At 41.1% G+C, this 21,409-nt stretch carries 23 protein-coding genes and 2 pseudogenes; 17 read left to right on the top strand and 8 right to left on the bottom strand.

Annotation, left to right across the window (positions count from 1 at the left end; genetic code table 11):
- Nucleotides 1-276, top strand: a pseudogene (locus tag HFK82_RS07975) (IS110 family transposase); the annotation flags it as partial.
- Nucleotides 277-537: 261 nt separating this feature from the next.
- Here HFK82_RS07975 and HFK82_RS07970 read toward each other — a convergent pair.
- From HFK82_RS07970 to mnmA, 6 genes are all read right to left on the bottom strand, one after another.
- Nucleotides 538-810, bottom strand: coding sequence for a Veg family protein (locus HFK82_RS07970; protein WP_154455094.1), 273 nt, complete (start codon nucleotides 808-810; stop codon nucleotides 538-540).
- Between the two features lie 27 nt (nucleotides 811-837).
- Nucleotides 838-2,202, bottom strand: a complete 1,365-nt coding sequence (gene dnaB / locus HFK82_RS07965; protein ID WP_154455093.1) for a replicative DNA helicase — start codon at nucleotides 2,200-2,202, stop codon at nucleotides 838-840.
- 36 nt (nucleotides 2,203-2,238) lie between these two features.
- Nucleotides 2,239-2,691, bottom strand: a complete 453-nt coding sequence (gene rplI / locus HFK82_RS07960; RefSeq protein WP_154455092.1) for a 50S ribosomal protein L9 — start codon at nucleotides 2,689-2,691, stop codon at nucleotides 2,239-2,241.
- Complete coding sequence (locus tag HFK82_RS07955) at nucleotides 2,688-4,667, bottom strand: DHH family phosphoesterase (protein WP_168261384.1); 1,980 nt, start codon at nucleotides 4,665-4,667, stop codon at nucleotides 2,688-2,690. Before HFK82_RS07955 ends, rplI begins: the two co-directional genes overlap by 4 nt.
- 84 nt (nucleotides 4,668-4,751) lie before the next feature.
- On the bottom strand, nucleotides 4,752-6,656 hold the full coding sequence (mnmG, locus tag HFK82_RS07950; protein ID WP_168261383.1) for a tRNA uridine-5-carboxymethylaminomethyl(34) synthesis enzyme MnmG: 1,905 nt from the start codon (nucleotides 6,654-6,656) through the stop codon (nucleotides 4,752-4,754).
- A gap of 256 nt (nucleotides 6,657-6,912) precedes the next feature.
- A complete protein-coding gene (gene mnmA / locus HFK82_RS07945; RefSeq protein ID WP_154455089.1) occupies nucleotides 6,913-8,034 on the bottom strand; it encodes a tRNA 2-thiouridine(34) synthase MnmA in 1,122 nt (373 codons plus the stop codon).
- A gap of 237 nt (nucleotides 8,035-8,271) precedes the next feature.
- Here mnmA and sdaAB point away from each other — a divergent pair, with 237 nt between their 5' ends.
- The 3 genes from sdaAB to HFK82_RS07930 all read left to right on the top strand — a co-directional run bounded on the left by sdaAB (nucleotide 8,272) and on the right by HFK82_RS07930 (nucleotide 10,553).
- On the top strand, nucleotides 8,272-8,943 hold the full coding sequence (sdaAB, locus tag HFK82_RS07940) for an L-serine ammonia-lyase, iron-sulfur-dependent subunit beta (RefSeq protein ID WP_154455088.1): 672 nt from the start codon (nucleotides 8,272-8,274) through the stop codon (nucleotides 8,941-8,943).
- Nucleotides 8,944-8,954: 11 nt separating this feature from the next.
- On the top strand, nucleotides 8,955-9,827 hold the full coding sequence (gene sdaAA, locus HFK82_RS07935; protein ID WP_154455087.1) for an L-serine ammonia-lyase, iron-sulfur-dependent, subunit alpha: 873 nt from the start codon (nucleotides 8,955-8,957) through the stop codon (nucleotides 9,825-9,827).
- Nucleotides 9,828-9,914: 87 nt separating this feature from the next.
- Entirely contained in the window at nucleotides 9,915-10,553 is a 639-nt protein-coding gene (locus HFK82_RS07930; RefSeq protein ID WP_154455086.1) for an HAD hydrolase-like protein, read from the top strand.
- A 104-nt stretch (nucleotides 10,554-10,657) separates the two neighbouring features.
- Here the strand turns inward: HFK82_RS07930 and apf are convergent, their stop codons facing one another.
- Nucleotides 10,658-11,224 carry an aggregation-promoting factor gene (gene apf / locus HFK82_RS07925; RefSeq protein WP_154455085.1) on the bottom strand — a complete coding sequence of 189 codons (567 nt, stop codon included), beginning with the start codon at nucleotides 11,222-11,224 and terminating at the stop codon, nucleotides 10,658-10,660.
- A 155-nt stretch (nucleotides 11,225-11,379) separates the two neighbouring features.
- Between apf and HFK82_RS07920 the strand changes: the two genes are divergently transcribed.
- From HFK82_RS07920 to HFK82_RS07870, 12 genes are all read left to right on the top strand, one after another.
- Nucleotides 11,380-12,165, top strand: a complete 786-nt coding sequence (locus HFK82_RS07920; protein ID WP_168261387.1) for a phage/plasmid primase, P4 family — start codon at nucleotides 11,380-11,382, stop codon at nucleotides 12,163-12,165.
- A 300-nt stretch (nucleotides 12,166-12,465) separates the two neighbouring features.
- Nucleotides 12,466-12,660, top strand: coding sequence for a hypothetical protein (locus HFK82_RS07915; RefSeq protein ID WP_168261382.1), 195 nt, complete (start codon nucleotides 12,466-12,468; stop codon nucleotides 12,658-12,660).
- A 178-nt stretch (nucleotides 12,661-12,838) separates the two neighbouring features.
- A complete protein-coding gene (locus HFK82_RS08770; RefSeq protein WP_206151171.1) occupies nucleotides 12,839-13,321 on the top strand; it encodes a hypothetical protein in 483 nt (160 codons plus the stop codon).
- 24 nt (nucleotides 13,322-13,345) lie between these two features.
- Nucleotides 13,346-14,128: a ParB/RepB/Spo0J family partition protein gene (locus HFK82_RS08765; RefSeq protein WP_204984884.1), complete on the top strand. Its 783-nt coding sequence runs from the start codon at nucleotides 13,346-13,348 to the stop codon at nucleotides 14,126-14,128.
- A gap of 247 nt (nucleotides 14,129-14,375) precedes the next feature.
- A complete protein-coding gene (locus HFK82_RS07905) occupies nucleotides 14,376-14,663 on the top strand; it encodes an ArsR/SmtB family transcription factor (protein ID WP_168261381.1) in 288 nt (95 codons plus the stop codon).
- Between the two features lie 121 nt (nucleotides 14,664-14,784).
- Complete coding sequence (locus HFK82_RS07900; protein ID WP_168261380.1) at nucleotides 14,785-15,786, top strand: permease; 1,002 nt, start codon at nucleotides 14,785-14,787, stop codon at nucleotides 15,784-15,786.
- Nucleotides 15,787-15,803: 17 nt separating this feature from the next.
- Nucleotides 15,804-16,148 carry a thioredoxin family protein gene (locus HFK82_RS07895; protein ID WP_168261379.1) on the top strand — a complete coding sequence of 115 codons (345 nt, stop codon included), beginning with the start codon at nucleotides 15,804-15,806 and terminating at the stop codon, nucleotides 16,146-16,148.
- 3 nt (nucleotides 16,149-16,151) lie between these two features.
- Nucleotides 16,152-16,559, top strand: coding sequence for an arsenate reductase ArsC (locus HFK82_RS07890; RefSeq protein ID WP_168261378.1), 408 nt, complete (start codon nucleotides 16,152-16,154; stop codon nucleotides 16,557-16,559).
- A gap of 142 nt (nucleotides 16,560-16,701) precedes the next feature.
- On the top strand, nucleotides 16,702-18,210 hold the full coding sequence (locus tag HFK82_RS07885) for a recombinase family protein (protein WP_168261377.1): 1,509 nt from the start codon (nucleotides 16,702-16,704) through the stop codon (nucleotides 18,208-18,210).
- Nucleotides 18,211-18,274: 64 nt separating this feature from the next.
- The gene (locus tag HFK82_RS07880; protein WP_239472551.1) at nucleotides 18,275-18,751 is read left to right on the top strand and encodes a hypothetical protein; all 477 of its coding nucleotides are present in this window, start codon (nucleotides 18,275-18,277) and stop codon (nucleotides 18,749-18,751) included.
- Nucleotides 18,752-18,950: 199 nt separating this feature from the next.
- Nucleotides 18,951-19,154: a cold-shock protein gene (locus tag HFK82_RS07875; protein ID WP_154454453.1), complete on the top strand. Its 204-nt coding sequence runs from the start codon at nucleotides 18,951-18,953 to the stop codon at nucleotides 19,152-19,154.
- A gap of 523 nt (nucleotides 19,155-19,677) precedes the next feature.
- On the top strand, nucleotides 19,678-20,226 hold the full coding sequence (locus tag HFK82_RS07870) for a hypothetical protein (protein WP_239472550.1): 549 nt from the start codon (nucleotides 19,678-19,680) through the stop codon (nucleotides 20,224-20,226).
- Between the two features lie 21 nt (nucleotides 20,227-20,247).
- Here the strand turns inward: HFK82_RS07870 and HFK82_RS07865 are convergent.
- Nucleotides 20,248-20,769 (bottom strand): annotated as a pseudogene (locus tag HFK82_RS07865) (IS3 family transposase); the annotation flags it as partial.
- 29 nt (nucleotides 20,770-20,798) lie between these two features.
- Here HFK82_RS07865 and HFK82_RS09210 point away from each other — a divergent pair.
- Nucleotides 20,799-21,119 (top strand): restriction endonuclease subunit S, encoded by a 321-nt coding sequence (locus tag HFK82_RS09210; protein WP_168261386.1) that lies wholly within the window; start codon nucleotides 20,799-20,801, stop codon nucleotides 21,117-21,119.
- Nucleotides 21,120-21,409 lie beyond the last annotated feature (290 nt).

Raw genomic sequence — 21,409 nt, 5'->3', positions numbered from 1 at the left:
TATGAGTCTGGAAACTTCCTCGCTAAGGAACACATTACCAAGCGTGGTAATCCCTACGCTAGAAAGATTCTGTTTAAGTGTATTCACAACATCGCTGCGGCTAGCCATACTAATCATTGCCATATTGAAGACTTCTATGAGAAACGAAAAAGACAATCGCAAACAACTTCAACGAAGCCACATACGATTGCCTCTATACATCGCCTTATTCGGACAATGTATTACCTCATAACGCATAACAAACTTTACGATTACACTTCAACCCAAAATCGCTAAAATTGTTTATGCCATATTATTGTAACACCTTTTCAAAAATGTAGCTAGCTAAGGTGTTATTTAGTTGTGCACTTTTTCTCTGTTAAATCAAAGAAATAACTTCTCTACTGGTTGAATTAAGTAGCTTCCGATAATGATTTCTTCTAGAAATCGTTGATATGCTTGACAAAAGGTAGAAAAGAGAACAGCTTCTCCTGTTCTCCTACGTTTAGCTATGAAGGCTAATTCTAAAAACTCTTACCACTTACTAACTATCAATGATTAATCAAAATAATGAATCAATGTTTTTTCGGTCAGAATATCTGAGTAGGTGTATGATTCAACGTAAGAATTGTTGATGGCACCTGGAACATCTGAGTTTTCATTGTATTCCACGATGAACAACGATGGGTAAACTTCTGTCAAACGACCGATTTTATTTTTTTCACGTTTGCGACCATTTTCTAGTGTCAATTCAACCAATTGACCTTCATGGGCTTTGATTTCTTCTTTGATTTTTTTCATTTTGGCTACATCTGCAAATGCATCACTCATTTTATTACCATACTCCTTTTAAATGGTTTAATTGCGTTCCTCAAATGGTGCAATACTCGAAAATTTATTGTATTCCTTTTGGAAGATTAGTTTGACTGTTCCACGTGCACCTGAGCGGTTTTTCTCTAGGATAACCTCGATGGTGTTATCCTCAACAGCATCATCTTGCTCTTCCCCTTCACGACGGTAGTAATCATCACGATAAAGGAAAGCCACGATATCAGCATCTTGCTCGATAGAACCAGATTCTCGAATGTCTGACAAAACAGGACGTTTGTCTTGACGTTGCTCAACACCACGAGATAACTGACTCAAGGCAATAACAGGAACTTTTAATTCTTTTGCTAAAATCTTCAATTGACGTGAGATGTCAGAAACCTCTTGTTGTCTGTTTTCAGGACGAGTTCCTGTGATGAGCTGTAGGTAGTCAATGACAATCAAGCCCAGCCCCTCATCAAATTCTTGCGCCAATTTTCTAGCACGCGCCCTGATTTCAGTGATTTTAATCCCTGGTGTGTCGTCAATATAAATAGGTGCCTCGGCTAAAGCACCTTGAGCAATCGTTAGGTTATTCCACTCTTGATCAGTGAGTTGCCCAGTTCTTAGATGGTGTGAATCGACCATGCCTTCTGCTGCTAGCATACGATCGACCAAGCTTTCAGCTCCCATTTCCAAGGAGAAAATAGCAACTGGCTTTTCTTGTTTCGTTCCAACATTTTGAGCGATATTCAAGGCAAAAGCCGTTTTCCCCACCGCAGGACGAGCCGCTAAAATGACCAGTTGATCTGGATGTAAACCTGTTGTAATCTTATCCAAATCACGAAAACCTGTTGGCAAGCCCGTCACCTCGCTAGTCTGATGCGAACGCGCTTCAAGGTTTTCATAATTCACCTTCAAAACCTCTGAAATACGTCGGAAACCACTGCGATTGCTATGCTCATTGATATCAACCAAGGCTTTCTCAGCTCCAGCAATAAGTTCTTCCGAATCAGTCGTTCCATCATAAGCAAGGTTTACAGTTTCTGTCAAGCGTGCGATGATATTACGCAAAGTGGCTTTTTCAGCCACAATCTTTGCATAATATTCCGCATTGGCACTGGTCGGTACACTATTGACCAACTCAACAATGTAGGATAAGCCACCGATATTTTGCAAGTCCCCTTGATTGTCTAAAATCGTCCGAACGGTTGTCGCATCAATGGCTTCATTGCGATCAGAAAGAGCAATCATGGCTTTAAAAATAATCTTATGGGCGTACTTGTAAAAGTCATCTGGGCTCACATACTCACGAACGGTAATCAGTTTGTCTGGAGAAATAAAAATGGAACCTAAAACCGATTGTTCTGCCAGTAAATCTTGTGGCTGAACCCTTAATTCAAGATTCTCCGCCAATGTTTTTCACCTCCCCGTGCCTTTTTCAACAACCGATTACATTTCTTTGATGTTCAATTTGATATCTGCACTGACTTCTTTGTGCAATTTAACAGGAACTTCGATCATGCCAATCGCACGAATTGGGTGGTCTAATGCAATAGCACGTTTGTTAACTTTCAGACCGTATTGTTTTGCCAATTCTTCAACGATTTTTTTAGCTGTGATAGAACCAAAAGTGCGTCCGTCAGGACCAACTTTTTCAGAAAATTGCACGACTGTGCTTTCTTTTTCAAGTTCGACTTTCAAAGCTTTGGCTTCTGCTAAAATTTCAGCTTGCGCTTTTTCTTCTGATTTTTGTTTGCCTTTTAATTCGCCAATGGCTTGGTTTGTTGCTTCTTTAGCAAGGTTCTTTTTAATCAAAAAGTTTTGAGCATAGCCTGTTGGTACTTCTTTGATTTCCCCTTTTTTCCCTTTTCCTTTAACGTCTGCTAGAAAAATAACTTTCATCTTGCAACCTCCATATTTTCTTTTAAATCATTATCAATAACGGTAATCAACGATTGCTCGGCTTGAGCAACCGTAACATCTGACAGTTGACAGGCAGCTAGGGTAAAGTGACCTCCGCCCCCCAATTCTTCCATCATGCGTTGCACATTAATCTTGCTCCGACTGCGGGCTGAAATAGCAACCTTGTCAGGTGCAACTTTTACAATCACAAAAGTGGCTTCAATACCAGCCAAGGATAACATGGTATCTGCAGCTTTACTAGCTGTAACCTTACTGTAAATCGTTCCCTCTTCACCACTTGCAATGATGATATTATCATACAACTTACGCCCTCGAAGAATCAATTCATTTACCAAACGATATTCTTCAAAATCAGTTTGAGAGATGTTTTGAATTTCGACGGTATCGCTACCTTGAGATCTGAGGTAACTAGCCACATCAAAGGTTCGGCTGGTTACGCTAGCTGAAAAATTCTTCGTATCTAACATGATACCAGCCATTAAGATACTAGCTTGAAACTTACTAAGTCGTCTCTTTGAATTCTGAAATTGAATCAGCTCACTCACCAATTCACTCGCGCTGCTTGCACCACTTTCAATGAAAGATAGTATCGCATTCTCTGGGAAATTACTATCTCTGCGGTGATGGTCCACAACAATCACATCTGTAAACTTCTTGTAAAGTCTATCTGACAAGGTCAAATCTACTTTGGAGTGATCCACCATGATTAGAAGGGACTTTTCCGTTACCATGTGAAGAGCCTGATCCACAGTCACCAATTTCGTTCTACCCTCTTCCTGCAGCCGTTTAATGGCACGCTTGATGTCGGGGCTCATCTCGTTGGGATCGTAAACTACGTAAGCCTCTTCGATGATATTGCTGGCAAAAAATTGCATCCCAACAGCAGCTCCAAGAGCGTCCATGTCCAAGTTTTTATGCCCCACTGTAAACACACGGTCAACACCTTTAATCTGATCAGAAATAGCAGTCATCATGGCACGTGTCCGTGTCCGTGTTCGCTTAACTGTTGATACCGAACCACCTCCAAAATAAAGGGGTTTTTTATATTCACCATTTTCGCAAACAACAACTTGGTCACCCCCACGAACAAGGGCCGTATTAAGATTTTGAAGGGCTATTCTACCGATTTGCTCATGGTTATCATCTCCATAAGAAACCCCCATACTCAAGGTCAGAGGCAATTTATACGATTCTTTTACCTGCTTTCGAAAATCTTCTAAGACGGTAAATTTGTCTTCAATTAAACTGCTCAAAACAGCATAATCTGTAAAGAAATAAAAGCGGTCCATATCCACTCGACGGTAAAAGATATTCTTTGTCTTTGTAAAATTCGATATGAAATTAACGATAAAACTATTGATTTGTGACGTTTCGGCATCTGATAAATCATCCGTCACATCATCATAGTTATCAATCGAAATAATCCCAATTACAGGACGCAACAAAGCAGCATCCCCCAACTGGCGATTTCCCATCGAACTGTCAAAAAAGTAAAAAATACCAGACGACGAATCGATATAAGAAGAATACTTGTTACCATTAAGCTCAAAGGTTTGACTGGCATCTCCTTCACGTTTGTTGCTGATAATCTCTTGAATGAGATCTGCCTCAAACTCCCCTTCCTCACTAGTAAAAATCAACTCAGAATAGGGATTAAACCACTCCACCTCATTGGTTTCTTGGTCAAATTGAACCACACCAACAGGCATTTGTTCCAACAAATTCTTTAAATTGACCTCAGTCTGGTCATTTAATAGCTCAACTTGTTCCAACTCTGAAAACTCATAGCTTTCTTTTTGGTAATACAAAAGCGCAACAAGTGAAAGCACGACCAAAAAACTAGCGAGCAAAATAGGTGTTTGTGTATGAGCAAGCCTAATGCAAATCGCTAAAATACTAAATAAAATGAAGCCTATCATCACCAAATGAATGGTTGCAAATCGAAATCTTTTCATTGAATAACCTCTTAGTATGTTATTATACCATAAAACAGCCCTATTTAGTAGAGCTGTTAGGCTAAGAGATTGAAAAATATAGTCTTAATTTTGTGAGTGTTTATAGCGTTTTTGTTTGCCTTCCAGATATACCATCAAAATAGAAATATCAGCTGGATTCACCCCTGAAATACGACTAGCTTGACCGATGGTTTCTGGATTGATTTTCTTGAATTTTTGACGGGCTTCTGTCGCAATAGAATCAATGTCATCCCAATCAATATTGGCTGGAATGCGTTTTTCTTCCATTCGTTTCATCTTTTCGACTTGGTCGAGAGCTTTATTGATGTAACCTTCATACTTGATTTCAGTTTCTAACAGTTCAATAACTTTGCTATCCAATTCTTCCTCAGCTGGTCCGACAAAGCTTGTGGCAATGTCATAAGTGATTTCAGGACGACGCATGAATTCTTTGGCTGTTAAGGCATCTGTTAAAGGTTTAAATCCTAATGCTTCAATGCGTTCGTTGGTTTCTTTGATAGGTTTTAATTTAACAGTTGACAATCTTGTCAACTCGTTGTCAAATTGACGTTTACGCTCTTGGAAACGTTGGTAACGGTCATAATCTACCAATCCAACACGATGACCGATTTCTGTCAAACGCATATCAGCATTATCATGACGCAAAATCAAGCGGTATTCTGCACGGCTAGTCAACAAACGGTAAGGTTCCAAAGTCCCTTTTGTAACCAAATCATCAATCATAACGCCAATGTAGGCGTCACTGCGTTTCAAAATCAATTCTGGTTTTCCTTGGACTTTCAAGGCAGCATTGATACCAGCTACAATTCCTTGCCCAGCGGCTTCTTCATAACCAGATGTTCCGTTAGTTTGACCTGCTGTAAACAAACCTGAAATGGTCTTTGTTTCAAGGGTTGCACGTAATTGGTGTGGCAAAACAATATCGTACTCAATCGCATAACCCGTGCGCATCATTTCTGCATTTTCAAGACCTTTGATAGAATGCACCAAATCCTTTTGAACATCTTCAGGCAGACTGGTTGACAAGCCTTGAATATACACTTCCTCTGTTTCACGACCTTCTGGTTCTAAGAATAACTGATGGCGTTCTTTATCCGCAAAACGCACAATCTTATCTTCAATAGATGGGCAATAACGAGGTCCCACCCCTTTGACAATTCCTGAGAACATCGGTGCACGATAAAGGTTTTTATTGATAATATCGTGACTGTCTTGGTTGGTGTAGGTCAACCAGCAAGGAATTTGGTCTTTCAGGTAATTTTCATCCTTAGACATAAATGAGAAATGATTTGGGTTCTCATCTCCAGGTTGAATCTCGGTTTCATCGTAATTAATAGAACTTGCCTTCACACGCGGTGGTGTTCCTGTTTTGAAACGTCCAATTTCAAGCCCAAGTTCTTTCAAATTATCCGCCAACCCAACAGAAGCCAAGCTATTATTTGGACCAGATGAATATTTCAACTCTCCTAAAATAATTTCCCCACGAAGAGCAGTTCCTGTTGTGATGATCACAGCCTTAGCTGAAAATTTCTGATTTGTCGCTGTACGCACCCCAACAACTTTGCCATCTTCAACCAAAATTTCCTCAATCATCGATTGACGCAATGTCAAGTTTTCTTGTTGCTCAACGGTATGTTTCATTGTTTGAGAGTAAAGAGCTTTGTCCGCTTGGGCACGAAGGGCACGCACAGCAGGACCTTTACCTGTGTTGAGCATTTTCATCTGAATATAGGTTTTATCAATATTTCGTCCCATTTCACCGCCAAGAGCGTCAATTTCACGGACGACAATCCCTTTTGCAGAGCCACCAATGGCAGGGTTACATGGCATAAAAGCCAACATCTCTAGGTTAATGGTCGCTAGCAGGGTTTTACACCCCATACGAGCTGATGCCAAACTCGCTTCAACACCAGCATGCCCAGCACCAACAACAATTACATCATAATGTTCAGAAAATTCATGTGTCATGGTTCACCACAATATCACGTAAACATCCTTCAGCAATGTTTACAAAAAGCTTTCCTTTCCAACTAAAATCAAATGACTAAAAACACAAAAAACAGCCAAAGCCTCGAAAATCGCACGTCAAAAAACGTACCATTCTCATGAGCTTTGACCATCATGAATATTGTTATGGTTATTGTATCAAATCAGTTTCAAATGTCAAATATCTTGCTGATTATTTTAACCATTTTGTTAGCAACTTACTTTACAGACTTGTCAACTAAATGTATTGGCAAGCAACGCCATTTTTATAGGCCATATCAATGATACCGCCGCCTAGGCATTCTTCACCGTCATAGAAAACAACGGCTTGGCCTGGTGTGATGGCACGTTGTGGTTCAGCAAAGACAACTTCTGCCTTGTCCCCTTTTACATGAACCGTCACTTTTGAGTCTGGTTGACGGTAACGGAATTTGGCCGTCACTTCCATTGTAAATTCTTCAGGCATTTCACGTGTAAAATGAACGCTTGAAGCGTCAAGGCTAGTTGACATGAGTGATTCATGGTAGAAACCTTGACCAACGTAAAGAATGTTTTGTGACAAATCTTTTCCGACAACAAACCAAGGTTGGTTATCGCCACCTTGTTGTCCACCGATACCAAGGCCGCCACGTTGACCAATAGTATAGTACATCAAACCAGCGTGTTCGCCCATATCACGACCATCAACTGTCATCATACAACCTTTTTGCGCTGGCAAATAATGACTAAGGAATTCTTTGAAGTTCTTTTCACCGATAAAACAAATGCCTGTTGAATCTTTTTTCTTGGCTGTGGCAAGTCCTGCACGTTCTGCAATTTTACGAACTTCAGGTTTTTCCAAATGCCCAAGAGGGAACATCACTTTTTGCAATTGTTCTTGTGATAATTGACTCAAGAAGTAAGTTTGGTCTTTGTTATTATCGGCCCCACGTAGCATATGAACAGTACCGTCTTCATCACGAGAAACTTGGGCATAATGTCCAGTTGCTACATAATCAGCTCCAAGCGTCATGGCATAATCAAGAAAGGCCTTAAATTTAATTTCCTTGTTACACATCACGTCTGGATTTGGTGTGCGTCCTGCTCGGTATTCTGCTAAGAAATACTCGAAAACGCGATCCCAATACTCTTTTTCAAAGTTTACAGAGTAGTAAGGAATGCCGATTTGGTCAGCAACAGCTGCTACGTCTTTGTAATCTTCGGTTGCCGTACAGACACCGAATTCGTCTGTGTCGTCCCAGTTTTTCATGAAAACACCAATAACATCATAACCTTGCTCTTTTAAAAGCAAAGCTGTCACTGACGAATCAACGCCTCCACTCATACCGACAACAACACGTGTTTTTGAATTATCTGTCATGATAATCCTCCCATCAAGATATTTTTTTCCAACATAGGCTTGAAGGGCCCAGTTTTTCAAAAATCGATTTGAAGGTCGATTTTGAATGCGTGAAACCACGCAACTTCTATTATACCATGAAATAGTATTTCTGTAAGTCTTTTGCCCTTAATGACAAAGCTTTTCTCTTTTAACATCGTTTACCCTTTTTCATTCCTCTGTTATAATAAGAAAGCATAGATTAACAAAGGAGTTCGCATGAAAAACCTTAAATTCCAATCTGTATTTGATATTATTGGTCCTGTGATGATTGGTCCTTCAAGTAGCCACACGGCTGGGGCTGTTCGTATTGGAAAAGTCGTCAACTCGATTTTTGGAGAAATTCCTGACACAGTGACCTTTCATCTGTACAATTCATTTGCCAAAACCTACCGTGGACACGGAACAGATAAAGCTTTAGTAGCAGGTATTCTTGGAATGGATACCGACAATCCTGACATTAAAAACTCACTAGAGATTGCGCATCAAAAAGGTATCCGCATTTATTGGGATATTCTCAAAGATAGCAATGCGCCACACCCCAACACAGCGAAAATCACTGTGGAAAAAGGCGATAAAACCATGAGTATTACGGGTGTATCCATCGGCGGAGGAAATATCGAGGTCACCGAGCTAAATGGTTTTTCGGTATCTCTGAAGATGAACACACCAACCTTGATTATTGTTCACCAAGACATTCCTGGAATGATTGCCAAGGTTACCGATATTCTCTCAGCCTATCATATCAATATTGCTCAAATGAACGTGACGCGTGAAAGTGCGGGAGAAAAAGCTATTATGATTATTGAAGTGGACTCACGCGACTGTCATGAAGCCGTTGAGAAGATTCAACAAATTCCACATTTACACAATGTTAATTTCTTTGATTAAAAAGGAGAGGTATGTTTTATTCTATAAAAGAACTGGTCGAACAAGCTAACAGTCGTTTCGACGGTCATATTGCCGAATTGATGATTGCTACGGAAATGGAATTGAGCGGTCGCAGTCGTGACGAAATTTTGCATATCATGACACGCAACCTCGAAGTCATGAAACAATCTGTCATCGACGGCTTAACGCCAAGCAAATCCATCAGCGGATTAACTGGGGGAGATGCCGTCAAAATGGACGCCTATCTCAAATCTGGTAAAACTCTATCTGACACCACTGTTCTGACAGCCGTTCGCAATGCCATTGCCGTTAATGAACTGAATGCCAAAATGGGACTGGTTTGTGCCACACCGACTGCGGGGTCTGCTGGTTGTTTACCAGCTGTTTTAACAACAGCGATTGACAAACTCAATCTTTCTGAAAAAGAGCAGCTAGACTTCTTGTTTACGGCTGGAGCTTTTGGCCTTGTTATTGGAAATAACGCTTCTATTTCAGGTGCCGAAGGAGGGTGTCAAGCGGAAGTTGGCTCTGCCTCTGCCATGAGTGCGGCTGCCTTGGTTCAAGCTGCTGGTGGTTCTGCCTTTCAAGCCAGCCAAGCGGTTGCCTTTGTCATTAAGAATATGCTTGGGCTTATTTGTGACCCTGTTGCTGGTCTGGTAGAGGTTCCTTGTGTCAAACGTAATGCTCTAGGTTCTAGTTTTGCCCTCGTTGCCGCTGATATGGCCTTGGCTGGTATCGAATCACAAATTCCAGTGGATGAAGTTGTCGATGCCATGTATCAAGTTGGTTCAAGCCTACCGACAGCTTTCCGTGAAACTGCAGAAGGCGGTCTAGCAGCCACACCAACTGGACGACGCTTACAAGCTCAGATTTTTGGGGATTAAGTTAGATATTTTAGTATTTCGATACCAAAACATCTAACTTGACATAGTTGTCAATACAAAGTTGACACAGTTTACAAAGGAGTAAATATGACATCTGTTTTATTCGACCTCGATGGAACATTGGTAAATTCTAGTCCTGGCATTCTTGCTGCCTTTCATTTTGCTTTTGAACGATTACAGCTTCCTTTACTAACAGATAAAGAATTGTCAACATTTATTGGTCCACCTTTGGAAGTCACTTTTGCCCAATATTTCACAGAAAAAGATGATATTGACCGTGCCATACAAACGTTTCGTGAGTACTATAATCAAAAAGGTGTCCACCAAGTTTCACTTTATCCTGGGATTGCTGACTTGTTGGAGGAATTAAATCGCCTAGGCTACTCCTTATACGTCACAACCAGTAAGCATGAACCCATGGCCCAACTCATGTTGACAGAACTTGGCATTATGAAGTATTTCAAACAAGTTTATGGCTCTACGCCTGAACATTTTCATAAAGCTGATGTGATTGCAACCTGCCTCAAAGACCACCAACTCCCACTTGATACAACGGCTATTATCGGGGATACCAAATTTGATATGATTGGTGGAAAAGAAACAGGTATCCGTACTATTGGGGTAACTTGGGGCTTTGGTAGTAGCGAGAGTTTGAAAGAACATGATGCAGAAACCATCTGCCAAACGCCACAAGATGTGCCAAAAGCTCTTCAAGATTTACAATAATAGTTAAAAGCAACCTTTTCTTAGGTTGCTTTTTTGTAACATTATCAATAGCAAAAAAAGAAGGTTGCAATAACCTTCTTTTTGATTTATCTATGATACTTATCTTAGTACCAACCGTTAGCATTCCAGAAAGCCAAGGCTGCTGACCATGAACCGTAGCGGCTTGCTACATAAGCGTCTGCAACGCGTTCTTGGTTTTCAGGTGAAAGGTCACCGTTAAGATAAGATGAAGTCAATTGGTAACGACCATAGTATTGTCCGTTTTGTGCTGTGTAGCTACCGCTTGATTCACGTTGTGCGATTGTTTCTTTCGCTGCTGCATCTGATGAGCTAAGTGATGATGAGTAGCTTGAAGTTGTTGTAGTTGCTGCAGGTGCAGATGCTTCAACAGCAGGTGTTTCGCTAGCTGTTTGTGCAGGCGCTGCTGCTGCGTCCAATTCAATTGTTTGACCAACAGTGATGAAGTGGATATCAGAAATACCGTTTACTGATGCCAAGTAGTCAACTGTTGTGTTGTGTGCTGAGGCAATCTTAGAAAGAGTATCTCCTGATTGAACAGTATAAGAATCAGCTTTAGCTACTGATGGGGCCAATAAAGCCGCTGCGAATGCTGCACCAGCAACTCCTAACTTAACTGATTTAGATTTTGTTTTTAAAATATTGTTTTGCATTATATGCTCCTTTTGATTTCTAACTTAGTACAGGATATATAATACAGGGTTTATGTTACCTCCGTTTTAGTCTTTTGTTAAGAATGTTACAAAAAGATTGATATAACATAAAGAAAACGCATTCAAAAACAGGTTTTAGCTTTACTTAAGGAAAAATAGCTAGTTATAAAATTGATGAAAAGAATGGGCGCTTTGATACTTCTATTCTTATTGGTAAGTCTGTAGTTATTGGTGATGACGTTCAAAGAGACGTGATTATAAAAGATACTTCTATTGTGTTCAGTCTTGCAACAGGTGACCCGATTAGGATAGAGGATAAAGGGAAAAGACCATATACCACGCGCTTGAAAATGACCGTTGTCCAGTCATCTAATGGTTTTCCAAGAATGAACGCAGATAAAAACGCCATTGACAGACGTTTTAGAGTGTTGTCATTTAGCGAACTAAAAGGGAAACCAGATAAGAGAATTAAGAATAATTATATTAATCGCCCCGAAGTGTTAGAATACCTTGTCAAGCTTGCTATTGAAACACCATTTAAAGACATTGAGCCCCAAAGGTCAATAGATTTTCTTAACGAAGAATACAAAGAAATGAACCCAGTGGCGGACTTTGTAGATAGATTTTTCAATGATGACGTTATTCAATGCAAGTATGTACCTAATGGATATGTTTTTGAATGCTTTAAAGCGTATTGTAAACAACACCAAAACAGTAAGTACTTTCTAAACGAAGTCTCTTTACATAAACAGATAAAAACATTGTTACCTAAGTCCTTTAGACCCAAAGAGGTAACTATCCCCAAAGAAAAAAAATTTCATAATGATTTTAACCCTAAGTTGGTTTTAAACCCTTGGCATTTTGGGGAGTATTACAATGGTAGAGAGCACGAAAAAAACCGAAAGAAAAGTAAAAAAGAGCGCGGGTATGGAAGGGTTTAATTTTAGCACGGTTCTAGCACAGGTTTAGTACAGTATAAAAAATTAAAAAGCCTTTAATATCGATACTTTAGTACACTTAGCACAGTTAGTACACTAAAAAATAATATTAATACATAAAAATAAAATAAATAAAAAAAGTATGCGGGAAAAACTTTTTGAAAAAAAGTGTGTTTTTCGTGCTAACCGTGCTAAACCCTTGATACATCAGCGTTTATTTTTTAGTACAGTAGTTTTACAAGTGGGCTAACCGTGCTAAAAATACTAAAAAAGAATAAATACAAACAGAAAGGACAAAAACAAATGAAAATCAAACTATTCAAACATGAGGTAATCTCTGAGGGTTTTTACAGCAATGGCATAGCAAAATCTAGAAGAGAAAATAATGAGGAACTAGAAGTCAGAGTAAATGAGTTCATGGCTGACAAGAAAGTGAGCAGTGTACAAGCTTATGGTGATAATATCATGGTTACATATGAGGAGGTAAGCAACGGTTGACAAGGGCATACACGATAAATTTACAAAAATTGAACTGCCAACCTTATACAAAGTACCGCCCAAACGAGACTACGGGCGGTATTTTTGTATCTTGGTAAGAAAGGAGGAACTACCCCACCGGGGCCTGATGAAAAGTCAGGTCCCTTTTTTCATGCCCAAAATCAGGAGGTAAACGTGTATGCCAGATGATAAAACCACAAAAGCCCCGGAGACGGCAACGCCTGACACCGGGTCGGACAAGCCCCCGGAACAGGCTCCCGTCAAGGAACCTGTGAAAGCTGAACCGCTCACCCCGGAACAGAAGCCTCCGGAGCAGGCCGCAGACAAATCCACCCCACCAAAGGGGAAGGTGGCTTCCACTCCCGAGAAAGCAGGTGCAGAGAAAGGCCCAAATGTTTCCATCTACAACTTTTCGGAAATTATGGCCGAGAAAAAGGCGGCGGAAAAAGGAAAAACGCCGGATAAGTCGGCCCCTGTCCTGGATAAGGGAAAGGAACCCGAAAATCCAGATAAGGCTGTAAAGAAGGAGCCTGACAAAACAGCGGAGCCGCCGAAGCGCAGGGGCCGTCCTCCGAAGGAGGCACAAGCGAAAGCTCCGGCGGACAAGAAAAAGGCCGCTCCGGCAAAAGAGCCTGCGGACAAGAAGAAAACTTCCATCTGAAAGGAACCGGCGGACAAGACCGCCGTGGGCAAGGAAAAAGCCCCGAAAGCTGCCGCTCCGAAAAAGGCAACGGACAAGGGCTCTGCCACTGTGAAGCCTCCGGCCCCGGAACAGCCGAAGCCACAGGAGCCGCCCAAAGAGGCGCCCCGCCGTGGGGAGGAACAGATCGTCTATATCAAACTGAACGAACTCCACGCTTTTAAGAACCACCCGTTCCAGGTTCGGGATGATGAGGAAATGCGGGTGATGGTGTCAAGCGTCAAGGACAAGGGTGTCACCCAGCCCGCTATTGTCCGTCCACGGGAGGATGGCGGCTATGAAATTGTCTCCGGCCACCGACGCCAGAAGGCCAGCGAACTTGCTGGGTATACCGATATGCCCTGTATCGTCCGCAACCTGACGGACGACGAGGCCATCACGCAAATGGTTGAGGGCAACTTAAACCAGCGTGAAGAAATCCTTCCCAGTGAGCGGGCAAAGGCGCTGAAAATGCAGCTTGAAGCCATCAAGCACCAGGGCTCCCGCACTTCGAGCCAGATTGACCCGAAGGACGCGGGCAAACGCTCCAATGAGATAGTGGCCGAAAGGAACAAGATGGCGGTCAAGCAGGTACAGCGGTATATCCGGCTCAATGAGCTTGTCCCTGACCTGATGGCTCTCATGGACGCAAAGAAGCTGGGTTTCACGACTGCCGTGGAGCTCTCCTATATCAGCAAGAAGAACCAGAACTATATCGCCGTTGCCATCGACAGCCAACAGTCCTCCCCGTCCCAGGCGCAGGCAAAGAAGAAAGAAATGGAGCGTTGAGGGTATGAGAAATAAGGAGCAAAGCGACGCGATCACTTCGGGCCAATATGGCCCGAAGCTACCGGGTTTGGGGCGGACCCCAACAAGCGGCGTTTGTGGTCTGTGGCCATAAAGACATTGCTTGCCATTTAGCGACTCTGCCCCAATATTGCATATTTTGAAAATTTTGGCGACAAAAACCTCTTGACAATCTGGTATTAAGTGCATACAATGGTCATATCAAAATAATTTGATGTGAGGTGAAAACATGGGAACAGAATATCAGGAGCAAGCGAAAGTGTTTAAGGCACTTTGTGATCCAAAACGCCTTGCAATTCTGGAACAGTTGAGAGGCGGCGAAAAATGTGCCTGCGTTTTACAGGAGCCGTTAGACTTAACTCAGTCTGGCCTCTCCTATCACATGAAAATTCTCTGTGACTCCGGTATTGTTGTCAGTCGGCAAGAGGGAAAATGGACACACTACTGTTTGAGTTCTTCTGGCAGAGACAAGGCGGTTGAATTGCTGAAAAAATTAACAACTCCTGATAATGAATAAAAGACAAACTGTCCCTATTGCGGATAGAAAACGCCATCTAAATACGGATGGTGTTTCTTTTGGGAAAATACATCAAAAAATTTTGATACATTTTTCAACAAATAGAAAGTGAGGTTTTTATATGGGCGTATGGGAATTTATTCAAGACCAGGTGCTCGGCATGAAATGGCTCAATCAACTCATCGGAATGGGGCTATCGGCGCTGGGGTTAGACGTCAATGGACGTGTAGGCGGCAGCGTTCATTTTTTCATCTATGATGTCCTGAAAATTACAGTTCTGCTTTGTGTATTGATTTTTGCTATCTCATATATTCAGAGTTACTTCCCTCCAGAACGAAGCAAACGTATTTTAGGACGATTTCATGGAATTTGGGCAAATATAATTTCTGCCCTACTGGGAACAGTAACACCATTTTGTTCCTGCTCGTCTATTCCGTTGTTCATCGGGTTTACTAGTGCCGGACTTCCGCTAGGAGTGACATTTTCGTTTCTTATTTCTTCCCCGATGGTTGATCTCGGAAGTCTTGTGCTGCTTATGAGTATTTTTGGTGCAAGAGTAGCGATTGTTTATGTGGTGCTCGGGCTTGTCATTGCAGTGATCGGCGGCTCACTCATTGAGAAACTACACATGGAAAAGCATATTGAAAGTTTTGTTCTTACGGCAGGGAGCGTAGACATTGACTCTCCTAATTTGACAATACGTGAGCGTTTAACCTATGCAAAAGAGCAGATGTTTGATACATTTAAGAAAGTGTTTCCTTACATTTTAGTTGGTGTTGGTATCGGTGCTCTTATTCATAACTGGATACCAGAAAGCTGGATAGAAGCAGTGCTTGGCAGTAACAATCCCTTTGGTGTTATTCTCGCAACTATCGTGGGTATTCCCATGTATGCGGATATTTTTGGAACAATTCCTGTTGCGGAAGCGTTACTTGCTAAAGGAGCACAACTTGGGACAGTGCTGTCATTCATGATGGCCGTTACCACTTTGTCTTTGCCTTCCCTCATCATGCTCCGTAAAGCCGTTAAGCCTAAATTACTGGCTTTATTTATTTCAATCTGTGCGATTGGTATTATAATCGTCGGTTATCTGTTCAATGCGTTACAATTTATTTTAGTATAATTTAAGGAGGTTTTATTATGGGACTGTTTGGTAAGAAGAAAGAAGAACAAAAAAGCTGTTGCTGTGGGAGTGGCTGTACGCCTGAGAAGATGGCGCAGGCAGAAGCCACAAAAGGAACTGTCGGCGTTAAAGTGCTGGGATCTGGCTGTGCTAAATGCCATGCGTTAGAAGAAGCCACTCATGCGGCACTGGAGGAATTGAACATGGACACAACCATAGACCATGTGACAGATTTTTCTCAGATTGCCGCTTACGGAGTTATGACCACGCCAGCTCTTGTCGTAGACGGCAAAGTCGTTTCTTATGGCAAGGTGTTAAAGAAAGACGAAGCTAAAGCACTCATTCAAAAGGTCAGAGGTTAACAGATGAAAGCAAAACCAAAAGTAGCATTTATCTGTGTTCATAATTCTTGCAGAAGCCAGATTGCCGAAGCTCTTGGAAAATATTATGCTTCTGATGTATTTGAAAGCTATTCCGCAGGAACTGAAACAAAACCAGAAATCAATCAGGATGCTGTACGCATTATGAAACAGCTCTATGGTATTGATATGGAAAAAACACAGCGAAGCAAACTCTTGTCGGATATTCCTCCGGTAGATGTTGTGATTACAATGGGATGTAATGTGAATTGCCCATATTTACCTTGCAAATATAGAGAAGATTGGGGCCTGGATGACCCCACCGGAAACACTGATGAAGTATTTATTGAAGTGATTAAAAACATTGAGAAAAAAATATTCAAACTGAAGGAGCAACTCAATGACGTAAGGTAATAGTAAGGAGCTGTGTCTATGCGGCGATCCCCCTTTTGAACCGCCTCCCCCGGGAGGAATACCACCGAATAAAATACCGCCACCTGTCAATAGTATAATATAAGCATAAGGTTGGCAGTTCCTGCGAACAGGAGGAACCGCCATGATAAACCGAATAAATGCAGTTTACGGGAGACAGTCCGTTGACCGTAAAGACAGTATCAGTATTGAAAGCCAGATTGAATTTTGCGAATACGAATTGAAGGGGGAAAACTATAAGGCATATACCGACAAGGGCTATTCTGGAAAGAATACAGACTGCCCGAAGTTTCAACAGCTTATGGCCGATATTCAGAGAGGACTGATTAAGAAAGTGGTCGTTTATAAGTTAGACCGTATCAGCCGGTCTATTCTGGATTTCGCAACCATGATGGAGGAATTTCAAAAGTACAATGTAGAGTTTGTTTCTTCCACAGAGAAGTTCGATACCTCAACACCTATGGGGCGGGCAATGCTCAATATCTGTATTGTGTTCGCTCAGCTTGAACGAGAGACAATCCAAAAACGAGTGACAGACGCTTATTATTCCCGGTGCTTGAAGGGATTTCACATGAGCGGGCCTGCTCCCTATGGATTTTCCCTTGCTCCTACCAGGCTGCATGACGTAAGAACAAAAATGTTGGTAGACGACCCCGAAACAAAGAAATACGCTTTACTGATGTTTACTATGTATGCCGAGCCGCTAACTTCCTTCGGGGATATTACCCGCCACTTTTCGGAGGCCAGTATCAAGATATACGGTAAAGACCTTACACGGGGATTTCTCTCACAGCTTTTACGGAACCCTGCTTATGTGATTGCAGACCTTGATGTTTACGAGTTTTTCAAAAGCCAGGGCACATACATAGTCAATGAGGCGGCAGATTTTGAAGGAGGAAACGGCTGTTATCTTTCTCAGGGCCGGGACGTGGCTGAAAACAAGAACACCCAGCTCCGAGATCAGATACTTGTACTTGCCCCGCATAAGGGTTTTGTCCCTTCCTCTATCTGGATGAAATGCCGTAAGAAGCTGATGAACAACACTACTTTCCAGTCCGGGCGCAAAACCAGAAACACATGGATGGCTGGAAAAGTAAAATGCGGGCGCTGTGGATATGCTCTAATGAGTGTCGGCAATTCCACAGGAACTCAATACCTTAGATGCTCTAAACGGGCCGATAGCAAAAGCTGTGAAGGCTGCGGCAAGCTGAAAACCCATGACTTCGAGAGTTTTATTTTCGGAGAAATGGCAAAGAAAATGAGTCAGTTTGAAAGCCTGATAGGTGGTAACGAGGACAGAGTAGACCCGAGGATAACAACCCTTCAAATTGAATTGGCAAAAGTAGATGAAGAAATTGAAAAGCTGCTTGATACGTTGAGCGGCGCAAACCCCATTCTTCTATCCTATGCCAATAGCAAAATTGAAGCACTGGACACAAAGCGTCAGAACCTTGTAAAAGAGATTGCCGACTTGTCGGCAGAGGTCATGTCTCCGAGGCAGATTAGAGAGCTTTCCAACCACATTCATAACTGGGAAAATATCAGCTTCGAGGACAGGAGAAAAGTCATTGATGGCCTTATAACACAAATCAGGGCCACAAGCGAGTATGTGCAGATTGAATGGAAAATCTGAATGTTTTCCATTCAGCACTTTTTAATTGCGTCTTGTGTACCCTTGTCAAGAGATGTAAACTAATATGACTAACACAAACAAATCAACAGCACCAATGCTCCTAACAGAACTCAAAGCATGGGTAGAAGAAACATGCGAACTATCAACGCTATTACAGACCAAAGACTATAGGAGCTATCTTCCTGAAGAGAAACAAGAAGAATTTGAAGCAATCGCTTTTAGTGTTTTCAATTGTTTGGAAAGCTTCTTGATGATGTCAGAAGATAATGAATTACATTATCAACCAAAGCCAATCGAGGAAGAAAGTGACTTGGATAACCAAGCCAACGAGATGGCACAGTATAATGAGCTGGTAAAAGAAGTAGAGGATAGAGACAAGGGAGCGCGTGAGATTGCTTATGATGATACTATTCATGAGTACATTGACAAACGAACAGAACAACTAATAATACAGAGGAGATATTACAATGACACGAACATTAAAAGAAATTACAGAAAAACTGACAGAACTTTGTTCCGATTAAAACGCAAAGCACTCTAAGAATTAGCTAAGCAGATTTAAAATATATCACTCAATGGTTATCTATAATTTGGTAAATGAGAGTTTAGTCTTGACTTATAGTGACTTTACTGTTAAAGTAATGAATGTAAATAAGATTTGGGGTTTAAGTAATAAGTGGTATCTTTTTGTTTTTCCTCTTGAATATTTTTACAAATTTATATAAAAAAGAGGTAACTCAATGGTACAAGGTACAGTAAAATGGTTTAATGCGGATAAAGGTTTTGGCTTTATCTCTCAAGAAAATGGGACTGATCTGTTCGCACACTTTTCTAAAATTAAATCTAATGGTTTTAAATCTTTAGAGGACGGTCAGAAAGTTCAATTTGACGTTGAACAAGGAGAACGCGGACTTCAAGCAGTCAATATTATTAAAATTTCTTAACGTTTAAGGGGAGCTATTTTGATAGCTTCTTTTTTATTCGGAAATACCCTTAAATTTTTATCGGGATATATTGTTGTTCGGATATAACAACGCTGCCCTCTTTTGCGCGTGATTTTCCCTTTTTGATTTTTCTAGCACGTCCGAGAACCCTCCTAAAATCCCCTGTATGGCGTTTTAATACTCGGGAATATAATTATATTATCCAAGTGTTTAAATGACCCCCGCCCCCTATCTCGTGCTAAGGAGAGCCACCACAAGGTGTCCGCTTGTATCACGCGCCATTTTTTCAGATTTTTAAGGGGTGTCATATAACCTCAAAAAACCTCAGTTTGATTGTTTTTTGTTTACCAGTTAACTTTCTATTTGTTCCGCTGTTAGATTGCATAAAAAAAGCCTATAGGACGAACCTATAAGCACTCACGCAAGCTTTTGTGGTATGAATTCGTTATGACTTATTATAACATAACCGCGCCCGCCATGGTATAATATAACTAGTGATTTAAAAGGATTGTGGGGGGCTTTCATGGAACAAAAAACACTATTGAAGAACAAGAAAAACCAAGGAAATGGTGGGGAGACTATGGCAAAAAGAGATGATTCAGTTAAAAAGAAAGTTCCTGAATTGCGATTTAAAGGATTTACGGATGATTGGGAAGAGCGTAAGTTAAAAGATGTTTTGTATATATCTAAAGCAAGAAACAAATCCCACAAATATGGAAAGGAGGATGTTCTGTCTGTATCTCGTGAGGTTGGAACTGTTAATCAAATTGAATATCAAGGACGTTCTTTTGCCGGATCTGACATTTCTAATTATAAGGTCGTCCAAGGCGGTGAGCTAATTTATACGAAAAGTCCACTTAAAGGGGCTCCCTATGGAATATTTCAGGTGGCAACACTAGAAGGTATTCTGTCACCCTTGTATGCAGTTTATAATTCTACGGATAAAGCCTATACGCCATTTGTAGCTATGGCATTGAAAATCGATAGTATCGCAACGCACTATCTAAGTCCATTAGTCGCAAAAGGAGCAAAAAACACTATTAATGTTACTGAAAAGGCAACACTTTTCTGAACAATTTTTATAAAGTGCTTTTTAAGCGATAATTCGTTTGGTCATGGGCGTTTGGTAGTTAATACTACCATGAATGCGATGATAGTTCCACCAGTGAACATAATCTTTCGTTTTGAGGACTAATTCTTCTAACGACTGAAAGGTTTCTTGGTTGATAAACTCCAGTTTGAAGGAACGATAGGTACTTTCAGCGACGGCATTATCATAGGGACAACCAGCTTGACTGAGGGAACGGGTGATTCCAAAAGCTTCAAGCATCTCATCAATCAGCTGATTGTCAAACTCCTTGCCACGATCAGAATGGAACAACTTGACCCTGGTTAGTGCATAAGGGATGCTTTGAATGGCTTGTTTAACGAGCTCCGCAGTCTTGTGCCAGCCAACGGACAATCCTATGATTTCACGATTAAAGAGGTCAATGATGAGACAAACGTAAGCCCAGCGCCTATCCACACGGACGTAAGTCAAGTCGGTCACCAGGGCTTCCAGTGGTCTTTCTTGGTCAAATTGCCTGTCTAGGCGGTTTGGAATAGGAGCTTCGTTCATTTCAAGGTGGCTTTGCTTGGTCAGATATTGAAGGAATTACATCGCCAGCATACACGGTTCTAGATTATAAAGAGCCTAATCGATATAATTCTGATTTTTGGAAGATTGTTTTAACTAGTCCAACATTTATTACTAGACTTGAAACTGTTACTTACGGAATTCGTGATGGCCGTAGTATAAGTTATACAGATTTCTCATCTCTTAAACTTACTGCTCCTTCCCTCGCCGAACAACAACAAATCGGTGCCTTTTTCGCCCATTTAGACACCTTAATCTCCCTTCATCAACGTAAGTTAGATTTGTTGAAAGAACAGAAAAAAGGCTTTTTACAAAAGATGTTTGTTTGATATTTCTTTGTCTGTTTGTTTTCTTATTGTATAAAAAATTGTTTTCAAAAAAATAAAAGATGAAAAAAAGCAAAAAAAATAATGATATTTTAGTCTTTAATTCCGATTAATTCTGTGGTGTTCTTAATAAGTCTCATAAGTTCTTCCTAATGATGGTTTGGTTGCTTTTCATTATAGTTCTTATGAGACTTTTTGTGTACACTCAAAAAGCTCTATAATCTCTACAATAGTTTTACCCACTACAGAAATTATATAGCCATATAATAAAGAAACTAGGCGAGGACAACTAA

Source organism: Streptococcus alactolyticus (assembly GCF_012277075.1).
Taxonomy (GTDB): Bacteria; Bacillota; Bacilli; order Lactobacillales; family Streptococcaceae; genus Streptococcus; species Streptococcus alactolyticus.
The sequence above is the reverse complement of the archived record's forward strand: the minus strand, read 5'-3'. Positions and strand labels throughout refer to the sequence as shown.